Raw genomic sequence first — 23,428 nt, 5'->3', positions numbered from 1 at the left:
GCGGTGAACGAGGAAAGGTGGCGCGGGGCCGGGAGCGCCGTGTTGCGGATGTTCGCGGTCTGGGGGGTGAGCACCCTGACGATGCTGGTGCTCGCGGGACTGCTGCCGGATTTCAAGCTCCAGTCGCCCGACGGGGACAGCGCGACGCGCATCGCCATGACGGCCGCGCTCGGCGCCGGGGTCTTCGGGCTGCTCGGCGCCCTCGTGTGGCCGCTGCTCGTACGCACCCTGCTGCTCGTGCCCGCCTTCGTCCTCGCGGTGCTCGTCTTCTTCCTCAACGGCTCGCTGCTGCTCCTCGCGCTGCGGCTCGTCCCGGTGAACAGGGGTGAGGTCAACCCGGAGACCGCCGTCGTGGTCGCCGCCGTCATGTCGGCCGTCGCCTCGGCGACCGGCGGCGCGCTCGCGGTACGGGACGACAACGCCTACCGCCGCCGCCTCCACCGCCTCGCCTACCGCCGCTACGGCCGCCCGAGCGGCACCCCCGCCCCGCCGGGCACGGTCTTCCTCCAGCTCGACGGCCTCGGCCACGACGTCCTCGTGGACGCCGTCGGCAAGGGCCTCATGCCGACCGTCGCCGGACTCCTCGGCGGCCTCCCCAGCCACCGCCTCACGCCGTGGCGCACCGACTGGTCGAGCCAGACGGGCGCGAGCCAGCTCGGCATCCTGCACGGCAGCAACTTCGACGTCCCCGCCTTCCGCTGGTACGAGAAGGAGACCCGCGAGGTCGTCGTGTCGAACCGCCCGGCGAGCGCGGCCGAACTGCAACGCCGGGCCGTCGAGCGCACCGGCGACTCGGGACTCCTGAGCCTGGACGGCGCGAGCCGCGGCAACCTCTTCGGCGGCGGCGCCGACCAGCTCGCGCTCGTCCTGTCCGTCGCCGTGCGGCGCGGCAAGGAGACCCGCTCGCGCGCCGGGTACTTCGCGTACTTCAGCGACCCCGCGAACGCCGTGCGCACGGTCCTGTCCTTCGTCGCCGAGGTCGGCCGCGAGATGTGCCAGTCGACGCGGGCCCGGCTGCGCCGCGAACGCCCCCGCATGGGGCGCGGCGGCCTCTATCCCTTCGTCCGCGCCTTCGCGACCGTCGTCGAACGGGACGTCGTCGTCGCCGCCGTCGTGAGCGACCTGCTCGCGGGCCGCACCGCGATCTACGCCGACCTCGTCGCCTACGACGAGGTCGCGCACCACTCGGGACCGCGCAGCCGCGACGCCGAGCAGATCCTGCGCCGCCTCGACCGCTCCCTCGCGCTCGTCCTCAAGGTCGCCGAACTCGCCCCGCGCCCCTACCGGATCGTCCTCCTGTCCGACCACGGCCAGAGCCCCGGCGAGACCTTCCGGATGCGGTACGGACTCAGCCTCGGCGAGCTGGTCCGGGCGGGCTGCGGCCTGCCCGTGCCGCGCAAGGTACGCCGTACGCACTCGGGCAACGAGGCGCGCGCCGCGGTCCGCACGGCGCTGCACCGCCCCGTCGAGGAGCGCGCCGAGGAGCACCACGCCGCGCCCCGCCGCTCCGACCCCGTCGTCCTCGCCTCGGGCAACCTCGGCCTCGTCTCCTTCCCCGACGTCCCGCACCGCATGACCCGGCAGGAGATCGAGCGCCGCCACCCCGCGCTGCTCTCGACGCTCGCGCACCACCCGGGGGTCGGCTTCCTGCTCGTACGCGACGAGGACCACGGCGCCGTCGTGCTCGGCGCGTACGGGGCCGAGGTGCGCCTGGAGGACCTCGGCGAGCACCCGACGGCCGGGGAACTGGGCCCGCTCGCCGTCTTCGGGCCCGGCGCGGCCGAGGCCGTGCGGCGCACGGACTCCTTCCCGCACTGCGCGGACATCATGGTCAACTCCTGGTACGACCCGGAGACCGGCGAAGTCCTCGCCTTCGAGGAGCAGATCGGCTCCCACGGCGGGCTCGGCGGCGACCAGTCCCGGCCCTTCCTGCTCTCGCCGCTCGCGCTGAGCGCCCCGGTCCCCGAGGGCGGGGAACTCGTCGGCGCCGAGCGGGTGCACGAGGTCCTGCGGGGCTGGCTGCGCGAGAGCCACGGCCCGCAGATCCCGCTGCCGAGCCGCCCCGCCGAGGCCGCTGCCGCCCCCGTACCGGTGCCGCCAACTCCGCCCGGCGCGGGCGGAATGTGATCGTATAGGCCACGGTCCGCCCCCGCCGGGGCGGACCGGCCCCGCCCCGGGGCCCGCGCTCGCGAACGTCCCGGGGCCCCCGCTCGCGAAAGGACCGCACCGTGGCCACCACCCGTTCCGCGCACACCGTCTGGGAAGGCGACCTGCTCAAGGGCAGCGGCACCGTCACGCTCGACTCCTCCGGCATCGGCTCGACCCCCGTCTCCTGGCCCTCGCGCGCCGAGGAGCCGAACGGGAAGACCAGCCCGGAGGAGCTGATCGCCGCCGCGCACTCCTCGTGCTTCTCGATGGCGCTCTCCAACGGCCTCACCCAGGCCGGGCACGCGCCGACCCGCCTCATCACCTCGGCGGACGTCACCTTCCAGCCCGGCACCGGGATCACCGGCATCCACCTCTCGGTCGAGGGCACCGTGCCCGGCATCGACGAGGCCGCCTTCACCGCCGCCGCCAACGACGCCAAGGCGAACTGCCCGGTGAGCCAGGCCCTGGCCGGCACCACCATCACCCTCTCGGCGAAGCTCTGCTGAACGGGCCTCACCCGCCCGTCGCGCCCGGTCCCGGCCGCCCCCCTCGCAGCGGGCAGCCGGGACCGCCGCGTCACGCACTGTTCAATGGTGTGTCCTCTGGCATCCCTGGTGCGCGAGGGCCGGAGGAGCCAAGGTGAGGTGCGGCCCCATCCCCGGGGCCTCTCCCGAGGAGGAGTCACGTGCCCCCACGCCCGCCCCGCTCCAGAACCCTCAGCGCCCTCGCCCTGACGCTCACTCTCTTCGGCACCGGCGCCGGCCTCCAGAGCGCCTACGCGGCCCAGCCCGCGCCCGCCGAGGCCCCGCCCGCCACCGCCGGGCCCGCCGCCCCGCCCCCCGCGAGCACGCTCGCCGCCACGGACACGCCCGCCCCGCGCGCGTACCCCGAGGGCGACGGCCTGGAGACCGCCCGCACGCGCCGCCCGCTCGCGCCCGGGGCCTCCCTCACCTCGTACGACCGCCTGGAGAGCGACAAGTGGCTGCGCGTCCACGAGGTCTCCGCCGACCTCGGCGCCGCCGTGCGCGCCCAGTACCTCAGCTCGGCGAAGGGCGTCTCCGCGCGCGAGCCCGTCTCCGCGCTCGCCGCCGGGCAGGACCCGGGCAAGGGACGGCGCACGGTCGCCGCGCTCAACGGTGACTTCTTCGACATCAACGAGACGGGCGCCCCCGAGGGCTCCGGGCTGCACGCGGGCGCGCTCCTCAACTCGCCGCAGCCGTCCCACACCCGCGCGATCGGCTTCGACGCCGCGCAGGCGGGCCGCGTCCTCGACCTCTACTTCGACGGCACCCTGAGCCTCCCCTCGGGCGACCGCCCGCTCGCCGCGCTCAACGCGGCCGACGTCCCCGCCGACGGCATCGGCGCCTACACGGCCGCGTGGGGCGAGGCCGACCGCGCCCTCACCGTCAACAGCGCCCGCGACACCGCCGAGGTGACGGTCGTCGGGGGCCGTACGACGGACACCGCGCACCGGCCGGGCAGCGGACGCCTGCCCGCCGGGGCGACCGCTCTCGTCGGCGCGGGCAAGGGCGCCGAGGCGCTGCGCGCGCTGCCCGAGGGGGCGCCCGTGAGCTGGAGCTACCACCCGCGCACGGGCGACGGCTCCGCGCCGCCGCGCGAGGCGATCGGCGCCAACGAGTACCTCGTGACGGACGGCAGGCCCGTCGACCACACGGGCGAGGGCAACAACACCGCGGCGCCCCGCACCGCCGTGGGCTTCAGCCGCGACGGCCGTACCCTGCACGTCGTCACCGTCGACGGCCGCCAGGCCGACAGCGGCGGCGTCACGCTCACCGAACTCGGCCTGATGCTGAAGAAGGCGGGCGCCTACAACGCCGTCAACCTCGACGGCGGCGGCTCCGCCACGCTCCTCACGCGCGCCCCCGGCACCGACACCCTCCAGGTCGGCAACCAGCCCTCCGACGGCACCGAACGCCCCGTCCCCAACGGCCTCGTCCTCACCGCGCCCGACGGCTCCGGCCGCCTCACGGGCTACTGGGTGAGCACCGCGATGGACCCGCTCGGCGCCCCGACCGCCGACCCCGTCGCCGGGGGCCACCCCGACCGCGTGTTCCCCGGGCTGCACCGCCGCCTGACCGCCGAGGGCCACGACGAGACGTACGGGCCCGCGCGGGGCACGCCCACGTGGACGGTGCGGGGCGGGGGCACCGTCGACCGCGACGGGCGCTACACCGCGCCGCGCGCGAAGGGCACCGCCGAGATCACCGCCCGCAGGGGCGGCGCGAAGGGCACCACGAAGCTCACCGTCCTCGGACCCCTCGACCGCGTCGACACCGGTACCCGGCGCCTCTCGCTCCCCGACGCCACGGCGAGCGCCCGCTTCGGCGTCACCGGGCTCGACGCCGAGGGCAACAGCGCCCCCGTCGAGCCCTCCGACGTCCGGCTCACCTACGACCACGAGCTGTTCACCCTCACCCCCGACGCGGACGGCTTCACCGTCCGGGCGCGCGCGGAGGGCGCCGCGGGCACCGTCACCGCGACGGTCGCCGGGCACTCCACGACCCTCGCCGTCTCCGCCGGGCTCACGGACCAGGCCCTCACCGGCTTCGACGACGCGGGCGACTGGACGTTCAGCCAGGCCCGCGCCGCCGGTGCGCTCGCCGCCGTCCCCGACAGCCACGACGGCACCGGGCTGCGCATGACGTACGACTTCACGCAGTCGACCGCGACCCGCGCCGCCTACGCGAGCCCGCCCGCCCCGCTCCCCGTCACCGGGCAGCCGCAGGCGTTCACGCTGTGGCTCAAGGGAGACGGGCACGGCGCCTGGGCGACGCTCCACCTCAAGGACGCGACCGGGACGGACCAGTTGCTGCGCGGCCCGTACGTGGACTGGACCGGGTGGAAGAAGGTCACCTTCCCCGTGCCGCAGTCCGTCGCGTACCCCGTCTCCGTCTTCCGCTTCTACCTCGCCGAGACCGACGCGACGAAGCAGTACAAGGGCGAGGTCGAACTCGACGGCCTCACCGCGCAGGTGCCTCCCGCGGTGGACCTGCCCGCGAGCGCCCGCCCCCACGACCCGCTCATCTCGACCGCGCGGGACGTCCGGGGCAAGGACTGGCGGTTCGCCGTCATGTCCGACGCGCAGTTCGTCGCGCGGGACCCCGACGGCGAGAACGCCGTGCAGGCGCGGCGCACGCTGCGCGAGATCAAGGCGGCGAAGCCCGACTTCCTGCTCATCGACGGGGACCTCGTCGACGAGGGCTCTCCCGAGGACCTGGCCTTCGCCCACCGGATGCTCGACGAGGAACTGGGCGACGCCGTGCCCTGGCACTACGTCCCCGGCAACCACGAGGTGATGGGCGGCTCGATCGCCAACTTCACCAAGGAGTTCGGCGCGGCGGAGCAGACCTTCGACCACAAGGGCACCCGCTTCCTGACCCTGGACACCTCCGGGCTCGGGCTGCGCGTCTCGGACTTCGCGCAGCTCGGCCGCCTGCGCGCCGCGCTCGACGCCGCGGCGAAGGACCGCGCGGTCGACTCGGTCGTCGTCGCCGCGCACGTACCGCCGCGCGACCCGACCCCGCAGAAGGGCAGCCAGCTCGGCGACCGCAAGGAGGCCGCGCTCGTCGAATCCTGGCTCGCGGACTTCCGGCGCACGAGCGGCAAGGGCGTCGCGTACGTCGCCGGGCACGTCGGCACCTTCGACGCCTCGCACGCCGAGGGGGTCCCGTACCTGGTCAACGGGAACTCCGGGAAGAACCCCGCGACGCCCGCCGACGAGGGCGGCTTCACCGGCTGGAGCCTGCTCGGCGTCGACCGCGCGGCACGGCCGGGCGCCGCGCTCCCGGACGGCTGGCTCGGCGTCCAGACCCGCCCGCACACCGACACCCTGCGGCTCGACGCCCCCGCGAGCCTCGCGCCCGGCAAGGACGCCGCCGTCACCGCGCGCCTCACCCAGGGCGCGCGCACAGTCCCGCTCGGCTGGCCCGTCAGCGCCGACTGGTCCGCCTCGCGGGGCCTGCACGTGGGCCCGCCGCGCACGGCGGGGCCGCGGGACACGGCCGCGTACGACCCGGCGACGGGACGGCTCACGGCGCTGCGCCCGGGGACGGTCACGCTGGCGGTGACGGTCTCGGGCGTACGTACTGAGGCGCGGGTGACCGTGAGGCGCTGACCCGCGAACCGCCCGCCGTACCCCCCTCGGGAATACCCCAGGGGGGTATGGTGTTCTCCCCTCCGGAAGCCGCTCCGCACGAGGCACGACGCACGAGAAGGGGGAGCACGATGGACCACGCGCACCACGAAGGCCACCACGCCCCGCACGAGGGCCGGGCCGGCTGGTCCGGCACGCCCTGGACCCTGGCCGCGCAGGCCACCCTGCACTGCCTCACCGGGTGTGCGATCGGCGAGATCCTCGGCATGGTCATCGGGACGGCCGCCGGACTCCACAACGGCGCGACCGTCGCCCTGTCGATCGTCCTCGCCTTCGTCTTCGGCTACGCGCTCACGATGCGCGGTGTCCTGCGCGCCGGGCTGAGCCCGCGCGCCGCCCTCAAGGTCGCGCTCGCCGCGGACACGGTCTCGATCGCGGTCATGGAGCTGATCGACAACACCGCGATGGTCGCGGTCCCGGGCGCGATGGACGCGGGTCTCGCCGACGTCCTGTTCTGGCTCTCGCTCGCGGGCTCGCTCGCCCTCGCCTTCGTCGTCACGACGCCGGTCAACCGCTGGATGATCGGACGGGGCAAGGGCCACGCGGTGGTCCACGCCCATCACCAGCACTGAGGAAACGGGCCAGCCGCACGGCGAACGGGGCGGGGCGGCCACACGCAGTGTGCCCGCCCCGCCCCGTACCCGGTCCGCCGGGCCCGTTCAGGTCCCGCTCAGCAGGGGCCGTCGTCCTGCCACACGCCCCACTCGCCCGTCGTGCCGGGCTTCTCGTTCGTCGTCCACCACTTCGCCTCCCACGTGTGCCCGTCCTGGGTGACCTTGTCGCCCTTGACGTACACCGCGCCCGCGCTCCAGGCGCCCGCCGTGCACTGGCCCGTGCCGGGGTCGGTGGGCGGGTCGGTCGGGTCGGTCGGCGGGTTGGTGGGCGGGGTCGCGCCCGCGAACTTCACGGAGAACTTGGCGAAGTCCCACGCGGACTGCGGCACGCTGCTGCACGTACCGCTGGTCCTGCCGCCGTTGTCGGCGGGGCTGCACTGCCGGTCGCGGTTGAGGGACCAGAAGGTGAAGCGCGCCATGCCGTGCGTGGTCGTGTAGTCCAGGACCGTCTGGAAGTCGGCCTGGCTGAAGTACTCGCCCGTGTCGCTGCGGCCGTTCATGCCCGAGAAGCCCTCGTGCGCGTACGCGGTCGCCTCGCTCCACCCGAAGGTCGAGCGCAGCACGCCGTTGAAGGCCGTGAGCGCGGCGGTCTGCGAGGCCGCCCCGTTGAAGCCGCCGTCGAACGGCATGATCGAGAAGTTGTCGGGCGTGAAGCCCTGGGCCTTCGCCTCGTTGAGCATCTGCTTGCCGAACCAGCCGGTGCCGTCCGCGGTACCGGCCGTCGTCACCGAGACGTACAGCCCCGGGTTGTTCTTCTGCAGGATCTTCGCCGCGCCGATCTCCCGGGCGATCGCCGCCGTGTTCTCGTACTCGGGCTCCTCCAGGTCGAAGTCGATGGCCTTGAGCTGGTACTTCGTGATGACCTGCTGGTACGCCGCCGCGGTCGACGCGGCGTCGGAACAGGTCTGGCCGAGCTTGGTGCCGCCGTAGCCGCCGATCGAGACGGACACGTCGCCGCCCTTGGCGCGGATCGCGCTGATGACGGAGCCGACGGCGGTGTCCGAGGAGACCGGCGCCGTGCCGTCCCACGTCGGGCTGCACCCGCCGCCGTTCGGCGCGAGGACGAAGGCGAGCTGGAACGCCTTGAGCCCGGAGGCGTCCATGATCGCGGTGGCGCTGGGCGGGTCGTTGTCGAGCGGCATGAGGTAGGGCGCGGCGGCGTACCACCGCTTGTCCAGCGTCGCGCTCTCGGCGCCGGAGGCCGAGGCGGGCAGCAGCGCGGTGAGCCCGGCGGCGGCGAGCGCGGAGGCGGCGGCGCCGCACAAGAGGGCACGAAGACGTCTCATGGGGATCTCCCAGGGGGTGTGGAGGCGCCTCACTTTCCCGCCGTTGTAACGAACACGTCAATGGATTGGCCTAGACCAAAAGAAAGTCTTGACCCGGCCCGTGAAAGAGCGTCACCCGGCGGCCCCGCGTGCCCGCCCGGCCGCGCGCACGGACCGGCCGGTAGCCTGAGCCGCCATCAACCGGCCCGTCCCCGGCCGGACGTACCCCCCCCGAGGAGCAGCCTTGCCCGCCGCCCGCCCGCTGCCCGCCGCCGAGATCGACACCGCCCTCGCCACCCTGCCCGGCTGGAGCAGCGAGGACGACCGCCTCACCCGCCTCCCCAACCACCTCGCCGCAGCCGCTCTCGTGCTCCACATCGCCTCCGTCCAGGAGGACATGGACCACCACGCCGACCTCACCCTCGGCTACAACACCGTCGAGGTGGCCACCCACACGCACAGCGCGGGCGGCAGGATCACCGCGCTCGACGTCACCCTCGCGCGCCGCGTCGAGGACCTCTCCGCCGCCCACGGGGTACGGGGCTGAGGATGCTCGACTACGACGACGAGGCCGCCCGCTACGACGAGAGCAGGGGCGGCCTCCCGCGCGCCCGCGCCGCCGCCGAGGCCGTCGCGGGACTCCTGCCGCGCCGCACGCGCACCCTCGTCGACCTCGCCTGCGGCACCGGGATCGTCGGCGGCTGCCTGCGCGAGGCCGGGTACACCGTGCTCGGCGTGGACCTCTCCGCCGGGATGCTCCACCAGGCGGCGGGACGCCTGGACGCGGCCGTGCGCGCCGACGCGCGCGCCCTGCCGCTCGCCCCGGGCAGCGCCGAGGCGGTCACCGCCGTGTGGCTGCTCAATCTGGTCGACGACGCCGCGCCCTTCGTCGCCGAGGTCGCCCGCGTCCTGCGCCCCGGCGGCCTCTTCGTGACGACTGTCGACAAATCGGCCGCGCACGCGCGCGGCAGCGACATGGACGCGCTGCTCGACCCGTACCGTCCCGTCGAACTCCCCGACGGCGCGGGCCGCGTGACCGCGCTCGCCGCCGCGCACGACCTGCGCCCGCACGGCTCTGCCCGCTTCACCGGGCACGGCCAGGGCCGCAGCCCCCGCGAGGTCGCCGCCCGGGTGCGCGAGGGCAGCCAGTACGCGGCGGGCGGCGAGGACCTGGCCCGCCGCCTCGAAGCGCTGCCGCGCCCCGAGGAGCCACGCCCGGACCCGACGTACACCCTGCTCGCCCTGCGGAAGCGGAACCGGGGGTGAGGCGCCCGCGCGCGACATGAGGGAGGGGACGCCCGGCGTGCGCCGTGCGTCCCCTCCGTGCCGCGTGCCCGCGGGCGGGGTCAGCCCACCTCGTCCGGGTGGCCGCCGAGCCGGTGCTCCTCGTTGAGGGCGCGGATCGCGGCCATGTCCTCCTCGTCCAGCTCGAAGGAGAACACGTCGATGTTCTCCTTGATCCGGGACGGGGTCACGGACTTGGGGATGACCACGTTGCCGAGCTGGACGTGCCAGCGCAGCACGACCTGCGCCGGGGTGCGGCCGTGCTTCTGGGCGATCGCCACGAGCGCGGGCACCTCCAGGAGGCCCTTGCCCTGGCCCAGCGGCGACCACGCCTCGGTCGCGATGCCCTGCTCGCCGTGGAAGGCGCGCGACTCGCTCTGCTGCAGGTGCGGGTGCAGCTCGATCTGGTTGACCGCGGGGATCACCGAGGTCTCCCCGATGAGCCGCTCCAGGTGCGCGGGCGTGAAGTTGGAGACGCCTATCGCGCGGGTGCGCCCGTCGGCGAGAAGCTTCTCGAAGGCGCGCCACGTGTCGACGTAGCGGTCCTTCGACGGGCACGGCCAGTGGATCAGGTACAGGTCCACGTAGTCGAGGCCGAGCTTGTCGAGGGAGGCGTCGAAGGCCCGCAGCGTCGAGTCGTACCCCTGCTCCTCGTTCCACAGCTTCGTCGTCACGAACAGCTCCTCGCGGGCGAGCCCCGAGGCCGCGAGGGCCTTGCCCGTACCGCGTTCGTTGCCGTAGATCGCCGCTGTGTCGATCGAGCGGTAGCCCGCGTCGAGCGCGAGCCCGACGGCGGTCGTCGCCTCCTCGTCGGGCACCTGCCACACGCCGAAGCCGAGCTGCGGCATCTCGACGCCGTTGTTCAGGACGATCGGGGGAACCACCTTGTGCGCACTCACTGCGTCTGTTGATCCTTAAGCGCTCGTAGGCCGGTACGGGGACGGCCCGGCGTCCGCGCCGTCCGCCCCGCCCGGCCCGTGCCGGACGTACTCACCGACTTTAACGACGCGCGCGCGGGCACGTGTTCCCGGGGCGGCGGGAGGCCCGGAGGGCTCAGCCCCTGTACAGCGCCGTGATCTCGTGCGCGTACGTCTCCTCGATCGCCTTGCGCTTGAGCTTCAGCGAGGGCGTGAGCAGGCCCTGCTCCTCGGTGAAGGGGCGCGCCAGGATGCGGAAGGTACGGATCGACTCCGCCTGCGAGACCTGCGTGTTCGCCGCGACGACCGCGCGGCGCACCTCCCGCTCCAGCTCCGGATCGCGCACCACGGCCGCCGGCTCGCGGACCGGCTGCCCGCGCATCTCCAGCCAGTGCGAGACCGCGTCCGCGTCGAGCGTGACGAGCGCCGAGACGTACGGGCGGTCGTTGCCGAGCACGACGCACTGCGCCACGAGCGGGTGTTCGCGCACCCGGTCCTCCAGTGGCCCGGGGGAGACGCTCTTGCCGCCCGAGGTCACGAGGATCTCCTTCTTGCGGCCCGTGATGGTGAGGTAGCCGTCCTCGTCGAGCCGCCCGATGTCGCCCGTCGCGAGCCAGCCCTCGCGCAGCGCCGTGTGCCCGCTGCGCGGGGTGTTGAGGTAGCCCTGGAAGACGTGCTCCCCGCGCAGCCACACCTCGCCGTCCTCCGCGATCCGCACCGCCGTCCCCGGCAGCGGCTGTCCCACCGTGCCGAAGCGGGCCCGGCCCGGCGGGTTCGCCGTCGCCGCCGCGCTCGACTCGGTGAGCCCGTACCCCTCGTACACCGTCAGGCCAGCGCCCGAGAAGAACAGCCCGAGCTTGCGGTCCATCCCCGAACCGCCCGACATCGCGTACCGCAAGCGGCCGCCGAGCACCGCGCGCAGCCGCGCGTACACCAGCTTGTCGTAGAGCTGGTGCTGCATCCGCAGCTGGGCCCCCGGCCCGGCGCCCCGCCCCAGCGCCCGCTGCTCGCGCGCCTCCGCGTACCGCACCGCGACCTCGACCGCCTTCGCGAAGACCCCGGCGCGCCCCTCGGCCTCCGCCCTGCGCGCCGCCGAGCGGTAGATCTTCTCGAAGATGTAGGGGACCGCGAGGACGAAGCTGGGCCGGAACGCCGCCAGTTCCGGGAGGAGCGCGTCCGCGCTGAGCCGGGGCTGATGCCCGAATTTGACCCGCCCCCGTACCGCGGCGACCTCCACGACGCGCCCGAAGACGTGCGCGAGCGGCAGGAACAGCAGTGTCGACGCCTCCTCGCCGTGGTGCGGCGTGAAGACCGGCTCCCACGCGTCGAGCAGCGTGTCCGCCTCGAACATGAAGTTGCCGTGGGTCAGGACGCAGCCCTTGGGGCGGCCCGTCGTGCCCGAGGTGTAGATGACCGAGGCCACCGAGTCGGGCGTGACCGCCCTGCGGTGCCGGTGCACCACCTCGTCCGCGATGTCCGCGCCCGCCACCATCAGCTCCTGCTCCGCGCCCGCGTCGAACTGCCACAGGCGGCGCAGGTGGGGGAGGCGATCGATGACCGAGCCGACCGTCATCGCGTGGTCCTCGTGCTCCACGAACGCGGCGGCGGCCTGCGCGTCGTGGAGCATCCAGTACACCTGCTCCGCCGACGACGTCGGGTACACGGGGACCACCTGCGCGCCCACGGTCCACAGCGCGAAGTCGAGCAGCGTCCACTCGTAGCGCGTCGGCGCCATGAGCGCGACCCGGTCCCCGAAGCGGATGCCCTCGGCGAGCAGCCCCTTCGCGACCGCGAGCACCTGATCGCGGAAACCGGCCGCCGTCACGTCCTGCCAGCGCCCGCCGCTCTTGCGCGCGAGCACGACCCGGCCCGGGTCCTCGACCGCGTGGTCGAAGACGCAGTCGGCGAGGCCGCCCACCGGCCGCGCCCGGGTCAGCGGGGGCTGACTGAACTCGCGCAAAGCTGCTCCTCGTGGCGCCGCGCACCCTCGCGCCGGGCTGGTGCGGGGGTACGGCGCCGAGACGCTACCGCAGGTAAGCGCCACCAGGGGAGCCCTCGCGCGGCGCCGGTCCCGCCCGCATATGCCCGGATCTCTCCCCGGAACCCGCCCCAACCGGGGCGCAGCGGGACAGGCGGTGAGGAGAATCGCGGGGGATTACTGACTGAGGAGTAAGTACCGCGCGGCCCTCCTCCACGGAATCTGTACCGAAGTCGCACGTGTTTTCGCAGGTGAGACGGTGTCAGGTGGGGGTGGGACGGCGCGCGGGGCCCTGGGGGAGGAGGGCCCGGCTCGCCGGGCGCTGATTCCGTACGGACTCCCCGCCCGGCGAGCCGGATAAACCCCGGTGGCTCGCTTTCGGACAACCGGGCCCGGAAAAAGGCCGGAGAGGTCTGCCCGTGGCAAATTCTTCCCAGGAGCGTTGACAGGCCATCAATTGCTGGTCTTCACTGATCATCAGCGCGCCGACGGGAAATCCGATCGATCGACCGGAAGGCGCGTGGTTTTCCTCGACCGCCCACCCGGAAAGAAGGAAAGAAAATGCGGCTGCTTTTCTCGCTCAAGAACAAGATGTCCCAGCAGAAGAGCCTGAAGGCTCACGCCTGGTACATCTGGTACTGATCCCCCCTCGGCCGCGTTCTCTTCCCGGGAGCGCATCTTCGAGCCGGGACGGCGCCCGGCGACGGGTTCGCCGGGCGCCGCCTTCCCGGTTCTCTGGAGCTGCACGGATGACGTCACACACCCAGACGCGCCCCCACGAGCGGGAGACCCTCTTCGCGCCGCCCCTCGAAGCCCTGCTCCGCGACCACCTCGGCGCGGACCTCTTCCGCCCCGAGCCCGACACGGTCGGCGTCGCGGGGCCCGCGCTCGTCGACCGGATTCTCGCCGCGCGCCCGGCCGGCAAGACCGAACGGCCCACGTTCAAACCGCTCCTCGGCCGCGCGATCCCGCACCAGCAGGCGGCGACGCAGATGCAGGCCATCGGCCACGACGTGCGCGCGGCGCTCAAGCGCGAGGCGCCGCGGGACCCCGACCTCTCGGGCCCGTGGCCCCACGTCGGCCACGTCTACCTCCGGGACCTGATCCTCGGCGGTGATCCGCGCCGCCTGCGCGTCCTGATGAACCGCGCCCTGGAGCTGACGCCTAAGCTCACCTGGACCGTCATCGCCGCCGGAGCCGCCCTCCCCGCACCGCGCCGCCGTACCGGGACGACCCGGCTCGGCGCGCTGAGCACCGGGGCCGCCACGTATCAGGAGCGCAGGTACGCGATGGGGCTCTACCGGCGCACGGCCGCGCCGGTGTGCTTCACGATCTCCACCCTCGTCGCCAACGCCCTCTGGCTCGGAGCCCCCTTCGCCGCCGAGGTGCCGAGCCGCCACCTCGTCCACGAGTCCCTGCGGCTGCTGCCCCCCTCGTGGAATATCCTGCGCAATTCCTCGCCCGAATATCCCGTGATCGACGCACGCATCGCACCCGCCGACGACGTTCTGGTCCTCCCTTTCCTCAGCCACCGCGATCCCGCGCTGTGGGAAAACCCCGAGGAATTCAGGCCGGAGCGCTGGGAGGAACTGGACCCCGAACGCGTCCCCGGATATCTGCCCTTCGGGCATTCGTCCGAACGCTGCTGGGGGCGGCACATGGTCATGCCCCTCGCCGAAATGCTCCTCGACATGATCCGGTCCAGTGGCCTGGTCGTCGATCCCGGGCAGCGCACCGCGCGGGTGCCGCTCACCGGGCTGATGGGGGTGGACCAGGTCCGCCTCGTTCAGCCCTGAGCCGCCGCGGGGGCGGCCCCCGGCGTCGTGGGAGCCGTCTCCGGTGTCGCGGGAGCGGCCTTCGGCCTCGCGCCGTCCGCCGGTCGGACCATCAGTACGTCGACCGGGCCCGCGTCCTCGACGGCGAAGCCGTGGCGGGCGTAGAGCCGCTGGGCGGCGCTGCCGCGCAGCACGTGCAGGCTCACGGGCCGCCCGTCCGCGCGCCCCAGGAGCGAGCGCAGGACGGCGCCGCCGAGGCCCCGGCCCTGGTGGCGGGGGGCGAGGTAGAAGTGTTCGAGCCAGTGGCCGCCGTCCTCGGCGGGCCGGAAGGTGACGCACCCCGCGAGCGCCCCGCCGCACACGACCGCCGAGGTGTGGGCCGGCGAGAAGGAGTCCCGCAGCCGCTGCCGCACGCGGTGCTCGTCGTAGCGCCCGAGGCGCTCCAGGTCCGGGCGCATGACCTCGGCCCGTATCTCCACGAGGGCGTCGAGATCCGCCGCGGTGGCGGCGCGCAGCGCCCACTCCGCGACGTCGGGCCCGCCGCTCGTCCCCGTACCGTCTCCCGCCACCTCTGTCCGCATGGCGGGAATATGTCATACGAGGTCAGGAGACCGGAAAGGGGTTTCGCCGTCGCGCCGCCGTGGCGCCGCAGGCCGTCGCGCCGCCGCAGGCCGCCGTGCCGCCGCAGGCCGTCGCGCCGCGTCGGCGTGCCGCTTGGCGAGGCGGCCCCTTCGCCGTACCGCCCGGTCCGGTCGCTCCGCCCGGTCCGCCCGGCTCGGTCGCTCCGCCGGTCCGGTCACTCCGTCCGCCCAGCCCGGTCGCCTTGCGCGCCCCGCCCCTTCTCACCCCCCGTGCAGCCGGTCCCCGCTCGCCAGGATCGCCTCCGCGAGGGCCCGCCCCGGCTCCCGGGCCTCCGCGCGCCGGTCGTCGTGGACCAGGACGAAATCGACGTCGCCCAGCGCGGGGAGCCCCGCCCGCTCGGGCACCCGGACGAGGCCCGGCGGGATCAGGCCCCGCGCGTGCGGCATGACCCCGAGGCCCGCGCGGGCCGCCGCGACGAGCCCGTTGAGGCTCCCGCTCGTGCACGCGACGCGGTACGCGCGGCCCTCGCGCTCCAGGACGCGCAGCGCCCGATCGCGGGTGATGCCGGGCGGCGGGTACACGATGAGCGGGAGCGGTCGCTCCGGGTCGAGCCGCAGCCGCTCGCCCGCGACCCACACGAGCGTGTCGCGCCACACCAGCACCCCGTGCGTCTCCTCGGCCCGCCGCTTGGCGAGCACGAGATCGAGACGCCCCTCGGCGAGCCGCTCGTGGAGCGTCCCCGACAGCTCCACGGTCAGCTCCAGGTCCACTTCCGGGTGCGCCCGCCGGAAGGACTCCAGGATCTCCGGGAGCCGCGTCAGCACGAAGTCCTCGGAGGCCCCGAAGCGCAGTCGCCCGCGCAGCCGCGTCCCCGCGAAGTGCGCCGCCGCCTGCTCCTGCACCGCGAGGAGGCGCCGCGCGAAGCCGAGCATCGCCTCGCCGTCCTCGGTGAGCGCGACCGAGTGCGTGTCCCGGACGAAGAGCGGCCTCCCGGTCTGCTCCTCCAGGCGCCGCACGTGCTGGCTCACCGTCGACTGCCGCACCCCGAGCCGCTGCGCGGCCCGCGTGAAGCTGAGCGTCTGCGCCACGGTGAGGAAGGTGCGCAGGTGGGAGGGCTCGTACACGGTGGGGGAGTGTAGTCACGGTCATCGTCGGGCGCGATAACAGTCAGAGTGGTGTACGGGGTTCCCGATCAGCGGCCGGGTGCGGCACGATCGATGGCGCCCCCATCCTTCCCCGTACACCCCGAGGACGGCCTCCGCCATGAAACGCCTCCGGCTCCCGCTGGACCCGTACATCCTGTCGCTCCTCGGCACCGTCCTGCTCGCCGCGCTGCTCCCCGCGCGCGGCGGCGCCGCGAGCGGCGTATCGGGGGCGTCGACGGCCGCCGTGGCACTGCTCTTCTTCCTGTACGGGGCGCGCCTGTCCACCGCCGAGGCGCTCGACGGGCTGCGGCACTGGCGGCTGCACGTCACCGTCCTCGCCGCGACGTTCGTCGTCTTCCCGCTGCTCGGCCTCGCCGCCTACGCACTGCGCCCCTGGCTGCTGAGCCCCGACCTCTTCACGGGCTTCCTCTTCCTCACCCTCGTGCCCTCCACGATCCAGTCCTCGATCGCCTTCACCTCGCTCGCGCGCGGGAACGTGCCCGCCGCGATCTGCGCGGGCTCCTTCTCCTCGCTCTTCGGCATCGTCCTCACACCCCTGCTCGCCGCCGCGCTCCTCGGCGACAGCGGCGGCGGCTTCTCGGCGGCCTCGCTCGGCAAGATCGTCGTCCAGCTCCTCCTGCCGTTCCTCGCCGGCCAGTTCCTGCGCCGCTGGGTCGGCGGCTTCCTGACCCGGCACAAGAAGGTGCTCGGGTACGTGGACCGGGGCTCGATCCTCCTCGTCGTCTACACGGCGTTCAGCGAGGGCATGGTGCGGGGCATCTGGCACCAGGTCACCGTGCCGCGCCTCCTCGCCCTGCTCCTCGCCGAGGCGGTCCTCCTCGCCGCGATGCTCGGCCTCACGTGGTGGGGCGCCGGGCGGCTCGGCTTCCCCCGCGCCGACCGCGTCGCGATCCAGTTCGCGGGCTCGAAGAAGTCCCTCGCCTCGGGGTTGCCCATGGCGAGCGTCCTCTTCGGCGCCCACGCCTCGCTCGCGGTGCTGCCGCTGATGGTGTTCCACCAGATGCAGCTCATGGTGTGCGCGGTGATCGCCCGCAGGCGCGCGGCGGAGACGGCTCCGGCGGAGAGCGCCGAGGTGGCGGCCGTGACGGGGAGCGGCGGGGGCTGAACGAGGGGGAGCGGCCGGGGCTGCGTAGGGTGCGGGAGTACGTCCCCCGCCGCGCCGCCCTCCGGAGACCCGCACGCCATGGATTCCGCGCCCGTGGACCCGCTGGTCCGCCGCCACCGCGTCGCCCTCAACCTGTGCTTCGCGATACCCGGCGTCTCGCTCGCCACGTGGGTCACCCGCACCCCCGACGTACGCGACGGCCTCGGCGCCTCGACCGCCGAGATGGGACTCGTGCTCTTCGGCATGTCGATCGGCTCGATGCTCGGCATCCTGGCGGCGGGCGGCCTCGTGGCCCGCTTCGCGACCCGTCCCGTCGTCATCGCGGGCATGACGCTCGTGCTGGCGGGCGTCGGGGTGGTGGCGCTCGGTACGGGGCTGTCGGCGGCGCTCCTCGTGGCGTGCGGCCTCCTGCTCATCGGCGCGGGGGTGGGGCTCTCGGAGGTGGCCAGCAACGTCGCGGGCGTCCACGTCGAGCGGCAGATGGGGCGCCCGGTCCTGCCCGCGATGCACGGCTGCTACAGCCTCGGCACGGTGGTGGGCGCGGGCCTCGGTGTGGTGGGGGCGGCGGTCGGCTTCCCCGTGCCGTGGCACCTGGCCCTCGTCCTGCTCCTCGTGCTCGGCCTCTTCGCGTACGCGATCCCGGGCCTGCGACCCGGCATCGGCGCCACGAGCACGGACGAGGCCGGGACGGTACGGGAACGGCGCCTCCACCTCGACCCGCGACTGCTCCTGATCGGCGGCGTGGTCTTCGGCGTGACCCTCGCGGAGGGGGCGGCGACGGACTGGCTCCCGCTCCTGATGGTCGACGGCCACGACATGCCCGCGGGGCTCGGCTCGCTCGTCTACACCGGTTTCGCGGCGACGATGGCGGCGGGCCGCTTCGCCGGGGGCCCGGTGGTCACGCGCTTCGGCCGCGCGACGGTCCTGGGCGCCGGAGCACTCCTCACGGCGCTGGGCATCGCCCTGGTCTCCTTCGTCGACAACCCGGCGACGGCGGGCTGCGCGGTCCTCCTGTGGGGCCTCGGCACCTCCCTGGGCTTCCCGCTGGCCCTCTCAGCGGCGGGCGAATCGGGCCCGGACACGGCGGCCCGCGTAGCCCTGACCTCCCGCATCGGCTACGTGGCCCTCCTGGCGGGCCCCCCGTGCCTCGGCTTCCTGGGCGACCACAACGGCCTTCGCGCGGCAATGCTCCCGGTCCTGGCCCTGATGCTCCTCGCGGCAGCGATCTCCCCGGCGACGGCACCGCGCGCGGAGCTGGCGGCTCCGGGCCCGGGCCCGGAGCCGGTGAAGCTCGGGAAGCGGGGGGAGCGAACGCGCTGACAGAGAGGAGATGGCCCTGCTGGAGCCGCTGCTTTCGAGGACTCTGGGCTGCCCGAATGGAGGGCCCCTTTTCGGCTCCCGCTTACGGGGGATTCAGCCGAAGGGCAGCTCCTCGGCGGTCGGCTTCACCTGACGCTTCTTGCTCTTCTTCGGGGTTTCTGACCATTTCGGATCATAAACCCACTCGGCGCGTCTGAGCTCGTCGGACCTACCCGCCTTCCAGAACTCCACGGGTGCTTTTCGCATGCGCTTCGAGACCAAAGCGGCGAAATCCACCATGAAGACCACGGCCTCCACTCCGCGCCATGTCGAGGTGTTGGGCCTTGTGGTCATGATGCGATGAACGAAACGCAGATCCTCAAGTTCTACGATCTCCCGCCCCCAGTCGGTGTCCATGTATTCACGGCGCACGAGGAAAAAGAAGGTGTCGCGATCGCGAACAAATCGCACCAGGTCGTCGAACCGGGCTTCGAGGGCGGGGGCATCCCGCCCGGCGTCGTTACGCAGATCGGTCTGCTTGCGCTGGAGGCGCAGACCGGCTGCCGATTGGACGTTCTCCGCGCTGATGGCGAATGGCTGGTCGCTCCCTTCGCCCCGCTGCGAGGATTCCCACCCCGCGTCAGCCGCCGCAATGAGCAGGTCGAAGTAATCGCGGGCCACAGCGCCACCCGCGATCAATACCGCGCGCTCGCGAGCTGTTGGCGTGAGAACGTCACGGATCTTGAACTCGGTAGGCGCGAGCACGCCGTTCGCCACCTCCTCCAGGAAGGTCTGCGCCGTCGCGAAATCAGTCAGGCCCACGTCCAGCGAGAGATGCTGAAGATCATGGGGTGGCTGCATGCCGAGTGGCGGGTCACCATCCGAGAACGACTGCGTCCGTGAATGTACGCTGCCAATTTTGAGCCACACATTGCTTCGCTTCGTGACGCCGTGGAGGTGATCCAGAACGAGCGGCTGTTTGTTCTTCGCGATGAAGTAGAAGTCGTCGAGTACCACCAGGAGTGACTTCCGGCCGTCAAGATTTGCCGCCTTTTCCAGGGCTTGCGCGATGGCGGGAGCGAGGTCGCGGAGAAAATCCTCCTTGCGGCGTGTCTGTGTAGAGCTTTCCGAAGTCTTCGTCCGCCTGGACCGCGAGGCCGCGGCCGATGTGCTCAAGCGCGCGTACCGCCTGGCCACGCTGCCCCGAAGGCTTACTTCGAGGTCGTTCGATTGGGCCTCGTCGCACTCCATGCTCCGGGTGACCTCGGCCCCCGTGTCGCGGAGAGCGTAAAGGATGGTGAGGAGCTGTTTCACTCTCGTGCGAAGCTCCCGCTGTGGCTTCCTCCACCCCTTGGGCTCGATCGCTTGGAGGATGTCGATGATGATCTCGATGAGTACGTCGGGATAGGAACGGGCCTTGTGGGTCTCCACGTCGACGAAGATGACCCGGGCGCCACGCTCCTCCGCGCGGCGCTGGAGGACGGCGAGCGTGGTGGATTTGCCCACTCCCCGCCGGCCGGTGATGAGGTGGTTGACCGCTGATTCGAGGGTGGCCACGGTGCCCGGACGGAGCTCCACGAAACGGTCGCTCAAGGCGTCGTCGGCTTGGTTGGTCGTCCTCAGCGCGGCGGACAAGGCCGCCTTGAAGGACTGCAGGTTGTCTCGGTGCAGCAAGCTATCCCCCGTGTCATGAGTGCCGCACACAGGGTAGTCGAGTCATGCCATGGAGTCACATTGCCGCTTTGCCTGCAGAATGACCGCCCGATCCCGTCAGCTGACCTCCGCCCCCTCCAGCACCAGCCGTTCCTCTCCCGCGTACACGTTCATCGACTCCCCCCGCAGGAACCCCACCAGCGTCATTCCCGTCTCCGCCGCCAGGTCCACCGCCAGGGAGGAGGGGGCCGAGACGGCGGCCAGGACCGGGATGCCCGCCATGGCCGCCTTCTGGGCGAGTTCGAAGGAGGCGCGGCCCGAGACCAGGAGGATCGCGCGGCTCAGGGGGAGGCGGGCGTCGGTGAGGGCGCGGCCCACGAGTTTGTCGACCGCGTTGTGGCGGCCCACGTCCTCGCGGATGTCGAGGAGTTCACCCGTCTCGGAGAAGAGCGCCGCCGCGTGGAGGCCGCCCGTGCGGTCGAAGACGCGCTGCGCGGCGCGGAGGCGGTCGGGGAGGGCGGAGAGGAGAGCGGGGGAGAGGCGCAGGGGCGGGGTGTCGGCGAGGGGGTGGCGGGTCGTCGTCCGGACCGCGTCCAGGCTCGCCTTTCCGCACAGGCCGCACGACGAGGACGTGTAGACGTTCCGTTCCAGGGTGAAGTCGGGGAGGGCCACTCCGTCGGCGAGCCGCACGTCCACGACGTTGTACGTGTTCGAGCCGTCGTCGGTCGCCCCGGCGCAGTACACGATCGAGCGCACGTCGTCGGCGGAGGCGAGGACGCCCTCGCTCACGAGGAAACCGGCGGCGAGCGCGAAGTCGTCGCCGGGGGTGCGCATCGTGATGGCGAGCGGTTTGCCCGCGAGGCGGATTTCGAGGGGTTCCTCGGCGACGAGCGTGTCGGGGCGCGCCGAGACGACGCCCGCCCGTACGCGGGTGACCCGCCGCCGTTCCGTCACGCGTCCCATGAGCGGCCCGCCCTTTCCGTCCGTACCCGTGCGCCGCGGCCCCCGCCCGCCCCATGCGTGCGGTGGCACGTCGGTACGAGCGTGCCACGGCCCTCGTGGGGACGATACGGGGAGGGGGCCGCTCGGCGGCGGCCCGCTCCCCGTGTCCTCACATGTGGACCACCGCCGCCGCGTGCTGCTCGGCGCGGTGCGCGCGTCGGCGGCGGAAGAGGAGACCGGCGGCGACGAGGCCCACGGCGAAGAAGACCGCCGTCCACACGTACGCGTCGGAGTAGCCGTGCACCCCGGCGGCGAGCCGCGCCTTCGGGTCGCGCGCGTCGTGGGCGGCGAGGTAGTCGGCAGCGCCGCTCGCGACGATCGTGTTGAGCAGCGCCGTGCCGAGCGAACCGCCGACCTGCTGCATGGTGTTGACGAGCGCGCCCGCCGCGCCCGCGTCGCTGTGCGCGACTCCCGCCGTGGCCTGGCTCATCGCGGTCGCCATCACGGCACCCATGCCGAGCCCCGCGATGACGAGCGGCGGCAGCACGTGGCCCGCGTACGAGCTGTCCACGTCCAGCCGCGAGAGCCACAGCGCGCCGATCCCGCCGAGCAGCATCCCGGCGCTCACCACGAGCTTCGGCCCGAAGCGGGGGAGCAGGACGCTCGCGCCCGTCGTCGCCGTGACCATGATGGCGCCGCTCATCGGCAGGAACGCGAGCCCGGTCCGCACCGGGGACAGCCCCAGGACCTGCTGGAGGTAGTACGTCAGGAAGAGGCTGATGCCGAAGATCGACGCGCCCGCGACGAGCATCGCGGTGTAGGCGGCGCCCCGGTCGCGGTGCAGCAGGATGCGCAGCGGCAGCAGCGGGTGGGCGGTGCGCGTCTGCCAGAAGCAGAAGGCGGCGAGCAGGAGGGCGCTCGCGACGAGGAAGCCCCAGGTGCTGACCGACGACCACGTGTGCGTCTCGGCGTTCGCGAAGCCGTAGACGAGGCAGAAGAGCCCCGCGCTCGCGAGCAGCGTCCCCGGCACGTCGAGCTTCTTCGTGCGGTCGCGGGCGGTACGGCGCAGCAGGAGCAGGCCGCCGACGAAGGCGATCGCCGCGAAGGCGATGTTGACGTACAGGGTCCAGCGCCAGTTGAGGTGCTCGGTCAGGATGCCGCCGAGGAGCAGCCCGAGGGCCGCGCCGGACCCGGCGACCGCGCCGAAGATGCCGAAGGCCCGGCCGCGCTCGGCCGGGTCGGTGAAGGTCGTCGTGAGCAGCGAGAGGGCGGCGGGCGCGAGCAGGGCGCCGAAGAGGCCCTGCACGGCGCGCGCGACGATCAGGACCTCGAAGCTCCCGGCGGCACCGCCGAGCGCGGAGGCGAGCGCGAAGCCGACGAGACCTATGAGGAAGGCGTTCTTGCGGCCGAAGAGGTCGGCGACGCGGCCACCGAGGAGCAGCAGCGAGCCGAAGGCGAGCGAGTAGGCCGTGACGACCCACTGCCGGTCGGCGTCGGAGAAGCCGAGGTCGCGCTGCGCGGTGGGCAGCGCGATGTTCACGATCGTCGCGTCGAGGACCACCATCAGCTGGGCCACGGCGATGAAGACCATGATCAGCCAGCGGTGCGGCACGGGCCCGGAGGCGGTTCCGGCGGTTCCGGGACGTGCCGGAGCGCCGGTTGCGGGCGAGGACATGCGGTACTTCCTTGCGTGGGAGAGGGGAGGAGCGGGGCTCTCGCGGGTGGGAGGGGAACAGGAGGGAGCGGCCGGGCACGGGCGGACTCCTCCGGCCGCCCGGACCGGTCAGCTGTGCAGCAGCGCCGGGAGGAGGACGTCCTCCACGAGGGCCTCGAGTCCCGAGGGGCCGGTCCGGCCGTCGAGGCTGTGCACGAGCGCGGCACCGAAGAGGAGCCCGCTGAGCTGCCGCGCGGCGGCCGGGCGGTGCGACAGCTCCCCGCGCGCGACGGCGCGGTCCACGGCGGCGGTCAGCTCGGCCGTCTCCGGGTCGATGAAGGCGAGCCGCAGCGCGTCGTGCAGGGCCCGGTCCTCGATGGAGGCGTGCGCGACCGCCCAGACGAGCGTCGTCGAGTCCTCGAACTCGGAGGACGCCCGCCGGGCGGCGGCGAGCAGATCGCCCCGGAGCGAGCCCGTGTCGAGCGGCAGCCCGCGCGCGGGCCGGGTGCGCGAGAGCGCCGTGGCCACGAGGTGCTGCTTGGTGCGGTAGAGCCGGTAGAGCGTCGCCTTGCCGCACTGGGCGCGGGCCGCGACGCCTTCCATGGTCAGCGCCTCGTACCCCGTCTCCCGTACGACGGCGAGGGCGGCCGAGAGGAACTCGTCCTCCCGCTCCGGGGTGAGCCGGGGACGCCGCACGGGCGGACGCGCCCCGGCCGGGCGCGCGCCGTCCCCCGACTCCTCGCTCACCACGACCCCCGGAAAAGAAACGCTCACGTTTTTACGGACGTCACGGTAGCCCGCCCGCCGGGAAAAACGCAAACGTTTCCAAAGTGGCCCCGCCGGTCCCGCGCGGGAGCGTTTCCGCACTCCTT

General features: G+C 73.4%; 19 protein-coding genes. 10 read left to right on the top strand and 9 right to left on the bottom strand.

Annotated elements, in window-relative coordinates; genetic code table 11:
* Positions 1-3 precede the first annotated feature (3 nt).
* The 4 genes from STTU_RS04130 to STTU_RS04115 all read left to right on the top strand — a co-directional run bounded on the left by STTU_RS04130 (position 4) and on the right by STTU_RS04115 (position 6,894).
* On the top strand, positions 4-2,127 hold the full coding sequence (locus STTU_RS04130; protein ID WP_007820103.1) for a phage holin family protein: 2,124 nt from the start codon (positions 4-6) through the stop codon (positions 2,125-2,127).
* 101 nt (positions 2,128-2,228) lie between these two features.
* The gene (locus STTU_RS04125) at positions 2,229-2,654 is read left to right on the top strand and encodes an OsmC family protein (RefSeq protein ID WP_007820101.1); all 426 of its coding nucleotides are present in this window, start codon (positions 2,229-2,231) and stop codon (positions 2,652-2,654) included.
* 179 nt (positions 2,655-2,833) lie between these two features.
* A complete protein-coding gene (locus tag STTU_RS04120) occupies positions 2,834-6,283 on the top strand; it encodes a phosphodiester glycosidase family protein (protein ID WP_007820099.1) in 3,450 nt (1,149 codons plus the stop codon).
* 110 nt (positions 6,284-6,393) lie between these two features.
* Positions 6,394-6,894, top strand: coding sequence for a DUF4396 domain-containing protein (locus STTU_RS04115; RefSeq protein WP_007820097.1), 501 nt, complete (start codon positions 6,394-6,396; stop codon positions 6,892-6,894).
* Between the two features lie 98 nt (positions 6,895-6,992).
* Here the strand turns inward: STTU_RS04115 and STTU_RS04110 are convergent, their stop codons facing one another.
* Positions 6,993-8,222, bottom strand: coding sequence for a chitinase (locus STTU_RS04110; RefSeq protein ID WP_007820095.1), 1,230 nt, complete (start codon positions 8,220-8,222; stop codon positions 6,993-6,995).
* A gap of 223 nt (positions 8,223-8,445) precedes the next feature.
* On the opposite strand from STTU_RS04110, the gene STTU_RS04105 reads away from it, so the two are divergent.
* Complete coding sequence (locus STTU_RS04105) at positions 8,446-8,748, top strand: 4a-hydroxytetrahydrobiopterin dehydratase (protein ID WP_007820092.1); 303 nt, start codon at positions 8,446-8,448, stop codon at positions 8,746-8,748.
* Between the two features lie 2 nt (positions 8,749-8,750).
* On the top strand, positions 8,751-9,467 hold the full coding sequence (locus STTU_RS04100; protein ID WP_007820090.1) for a class I SAM-dependent DNA methyltransferase: 717 nt from the start codon (positions 8,751-8,753) through the stop codon (positions 9,465-9,467).
* Between the two features lie 80 nt (positions 9,468-9,547).
* Here the strand turns inward: STTU_RS04100 and STTU_RS04095 are convergent, their stop codons facing one another.
* A complete protein-coding gene (locus tag STTU_RS04095; RefSeq protein ID WP_050781505.1) occupies positions 9,548-10,333 on the bottom strand; it encodes an aldo/keto reductase in 786 nt (261 codons plus the stop codon).
* A 205-nt stretch (positions 10,334-10,538) separates the two neighbouring features.
* On the bottom strand, positions 10,539-12,362 hold the full coding sequence (locus tag STTU_RS04090; protein WP_043254077.1) for an AMP-dependent synthetase/ligase: 1,824 nt from the start codon (positions 12,360-12,362) through the stop codon (positions 10,539-10,541).
* A 579-nt stretch (positions 12,363-12,941) separates the two neighbouring features.
* On the opposite strand from STTU_RS04090, the gene STTU_RS36160 reads away from it, so the two are divergent.
* Together STTU_RS36160 and STTU_RS04085 are read left to right on the top strand one after the other, a co-directional pair.
* On the top strand, positions 12,942-13,022 hold the full coding sequence (locus STTU_RS36160) for a tryptorubin family RiPP precursor (protein WP_218105334.1): 81 nt from the start codon (positions 12,942-12,944) through the stop codon (positions 13,020-13,022).
* Between the two features lie 107 nt (positions 13,023-13,129).
* Positions 13,130-14,176, top strand: a complete 1,047-nt coding sequence (locus STTU_RS04085; RefSeq protein WP_007820080.1) for a cytochrome P450 — start codon at positions 13,130-13,132, stop codon at positions 14,174-14,176.
* On the opposite strand, the gene STTU_RS04080 is transcribed toward STTU_RS04085, so the two are convergent.
* Positions 14,167-14,736 (bottom strand): GNAT family N-acetyltransferase, encoded by a 570-nt coding sequence (locus STTU_RS04080; RefSeq protein ID WP_202531088.1) that lies wholly within the window; start codon positions 14,734-14,736, stop codon positions 14,167-14,169. The two genes, STTU_RS04085 and STTU_RS04080, sit on opposite strands and share 10 nt — an antisense overlap.
* A 261-nt stretch (positions 14,737-14,997) precedes the next feature.
* The gene (locus STTU_RS04075) at positions 14,998-15,861 is read right to left on the bottom strand and encodes a LysR substrate-binding domain-containing protein (RefSeq protein WP_043254073.1); all 864 of its coding nucleotides are present in this window, start codon (positions 15,859-15,861) and stop codon (positions 14,998-15,000) included.
* A gap of 139 nt (positions 15,862-16,000) precedes the next feature.
* Between STTU_RS04075 and STTU_RS04070 the strand changes: the two genes are divergently transcribed.
* Positions 16,001-17,008 carry a bile acid:sodium symporter family protein gene (locus STTU_RS04070; RefSeq protein ID WP_043254071.1) on the top strand — a complete coding sequence of 336 codons (1,008 nt, stop codon included), beginning with the start codon at positions 16,001-16,003 and terminating at the stop codon, positions 17,006-17,008.
* Positions 17,009-17,086: 78 nt separating this feature from the next.
* Positions 17,087-18,328: an MFS transporter gene (locus tag STTU_RS04065; protein ID WP_007820073.1), complete on the top strand. Its 1,242-nt coding sequence runs from the start codon at positions 17,087-17,089 to the stop codon at positions 18,326-18,328.
* 93 nt (positions 18,329-18,421) lie between these two features.
* Here the strand turns inward: STTU_RS04065 and STTU_RS04060 are convergent, their stop codons facing one another.
* The 4 genes from STTU_RS04060 to STTU_RS04045 form a co-directional block, all read right to left on the bottom strand.
* Positions 18,422-19,981, bottom strand: a complete 1,560-nt coding sequence (locus STTU_RS04060; RefSeq protein WP_007820071.1) for an ATP-binding protein — start codon at positions 19,979-19,981, stop codon at positions 18,422-18,424.
* Positions 19,982-20,077: 96 nt separating this feature from the next.
* On the bottom strand, positions 20,078-20,923 hold the full coding sequence (fdhD, locus tag STTU_RS04055; RefSeq protein ID WP_007820068.1) for a formate dehydrogenase accessory sulfurtransferase FdhD: 846 nt from the start codon (positions 20,921-20,923) through the stop codon (positions 20,078-20,080).
* Between the two features lie 148 nt (positions 20,924-21,071).
* Positions 21,072-22,577 (bottom strand): MFS transporter, encoded by a 1,506-nt coding sequence (locus tag STTU_RS04050; RefSeq protein WP_007820063.1) that lies wholly within the window; start codon positions 22,575-22,577, stop codon positions 21,072-21,074.
* Between the two features lie 108 nt (positions 22,578-22,685).
* Positions 22,686-23,330: a TetR/AcrR family transcriptional regulator gene (locus tag STTU_RS04045; protein ID WP_234019139.1), complete on the bottom strand. Its 645-nt coding sequence runs from the start codon at positions 23,328-23,330 to the stop codon at positions 22,686-22,688.
* Positions 23,331-23,428: the final 98 nt, after the last annotated feature.

This window comes from Streptomyces sp. Tu6071 (assembly GCF_000213055.1).
Taxonomy (GTDB): domain Bacteria; phylum Actinomycetota; class Actinomycetes; order Streptomycetales; family Streptomycetaceae; genus Streptomyces; species Streptomyces evansiae.
This window is presented reverse-complemented; position numbering and strand designations above follow the sequence as displayed.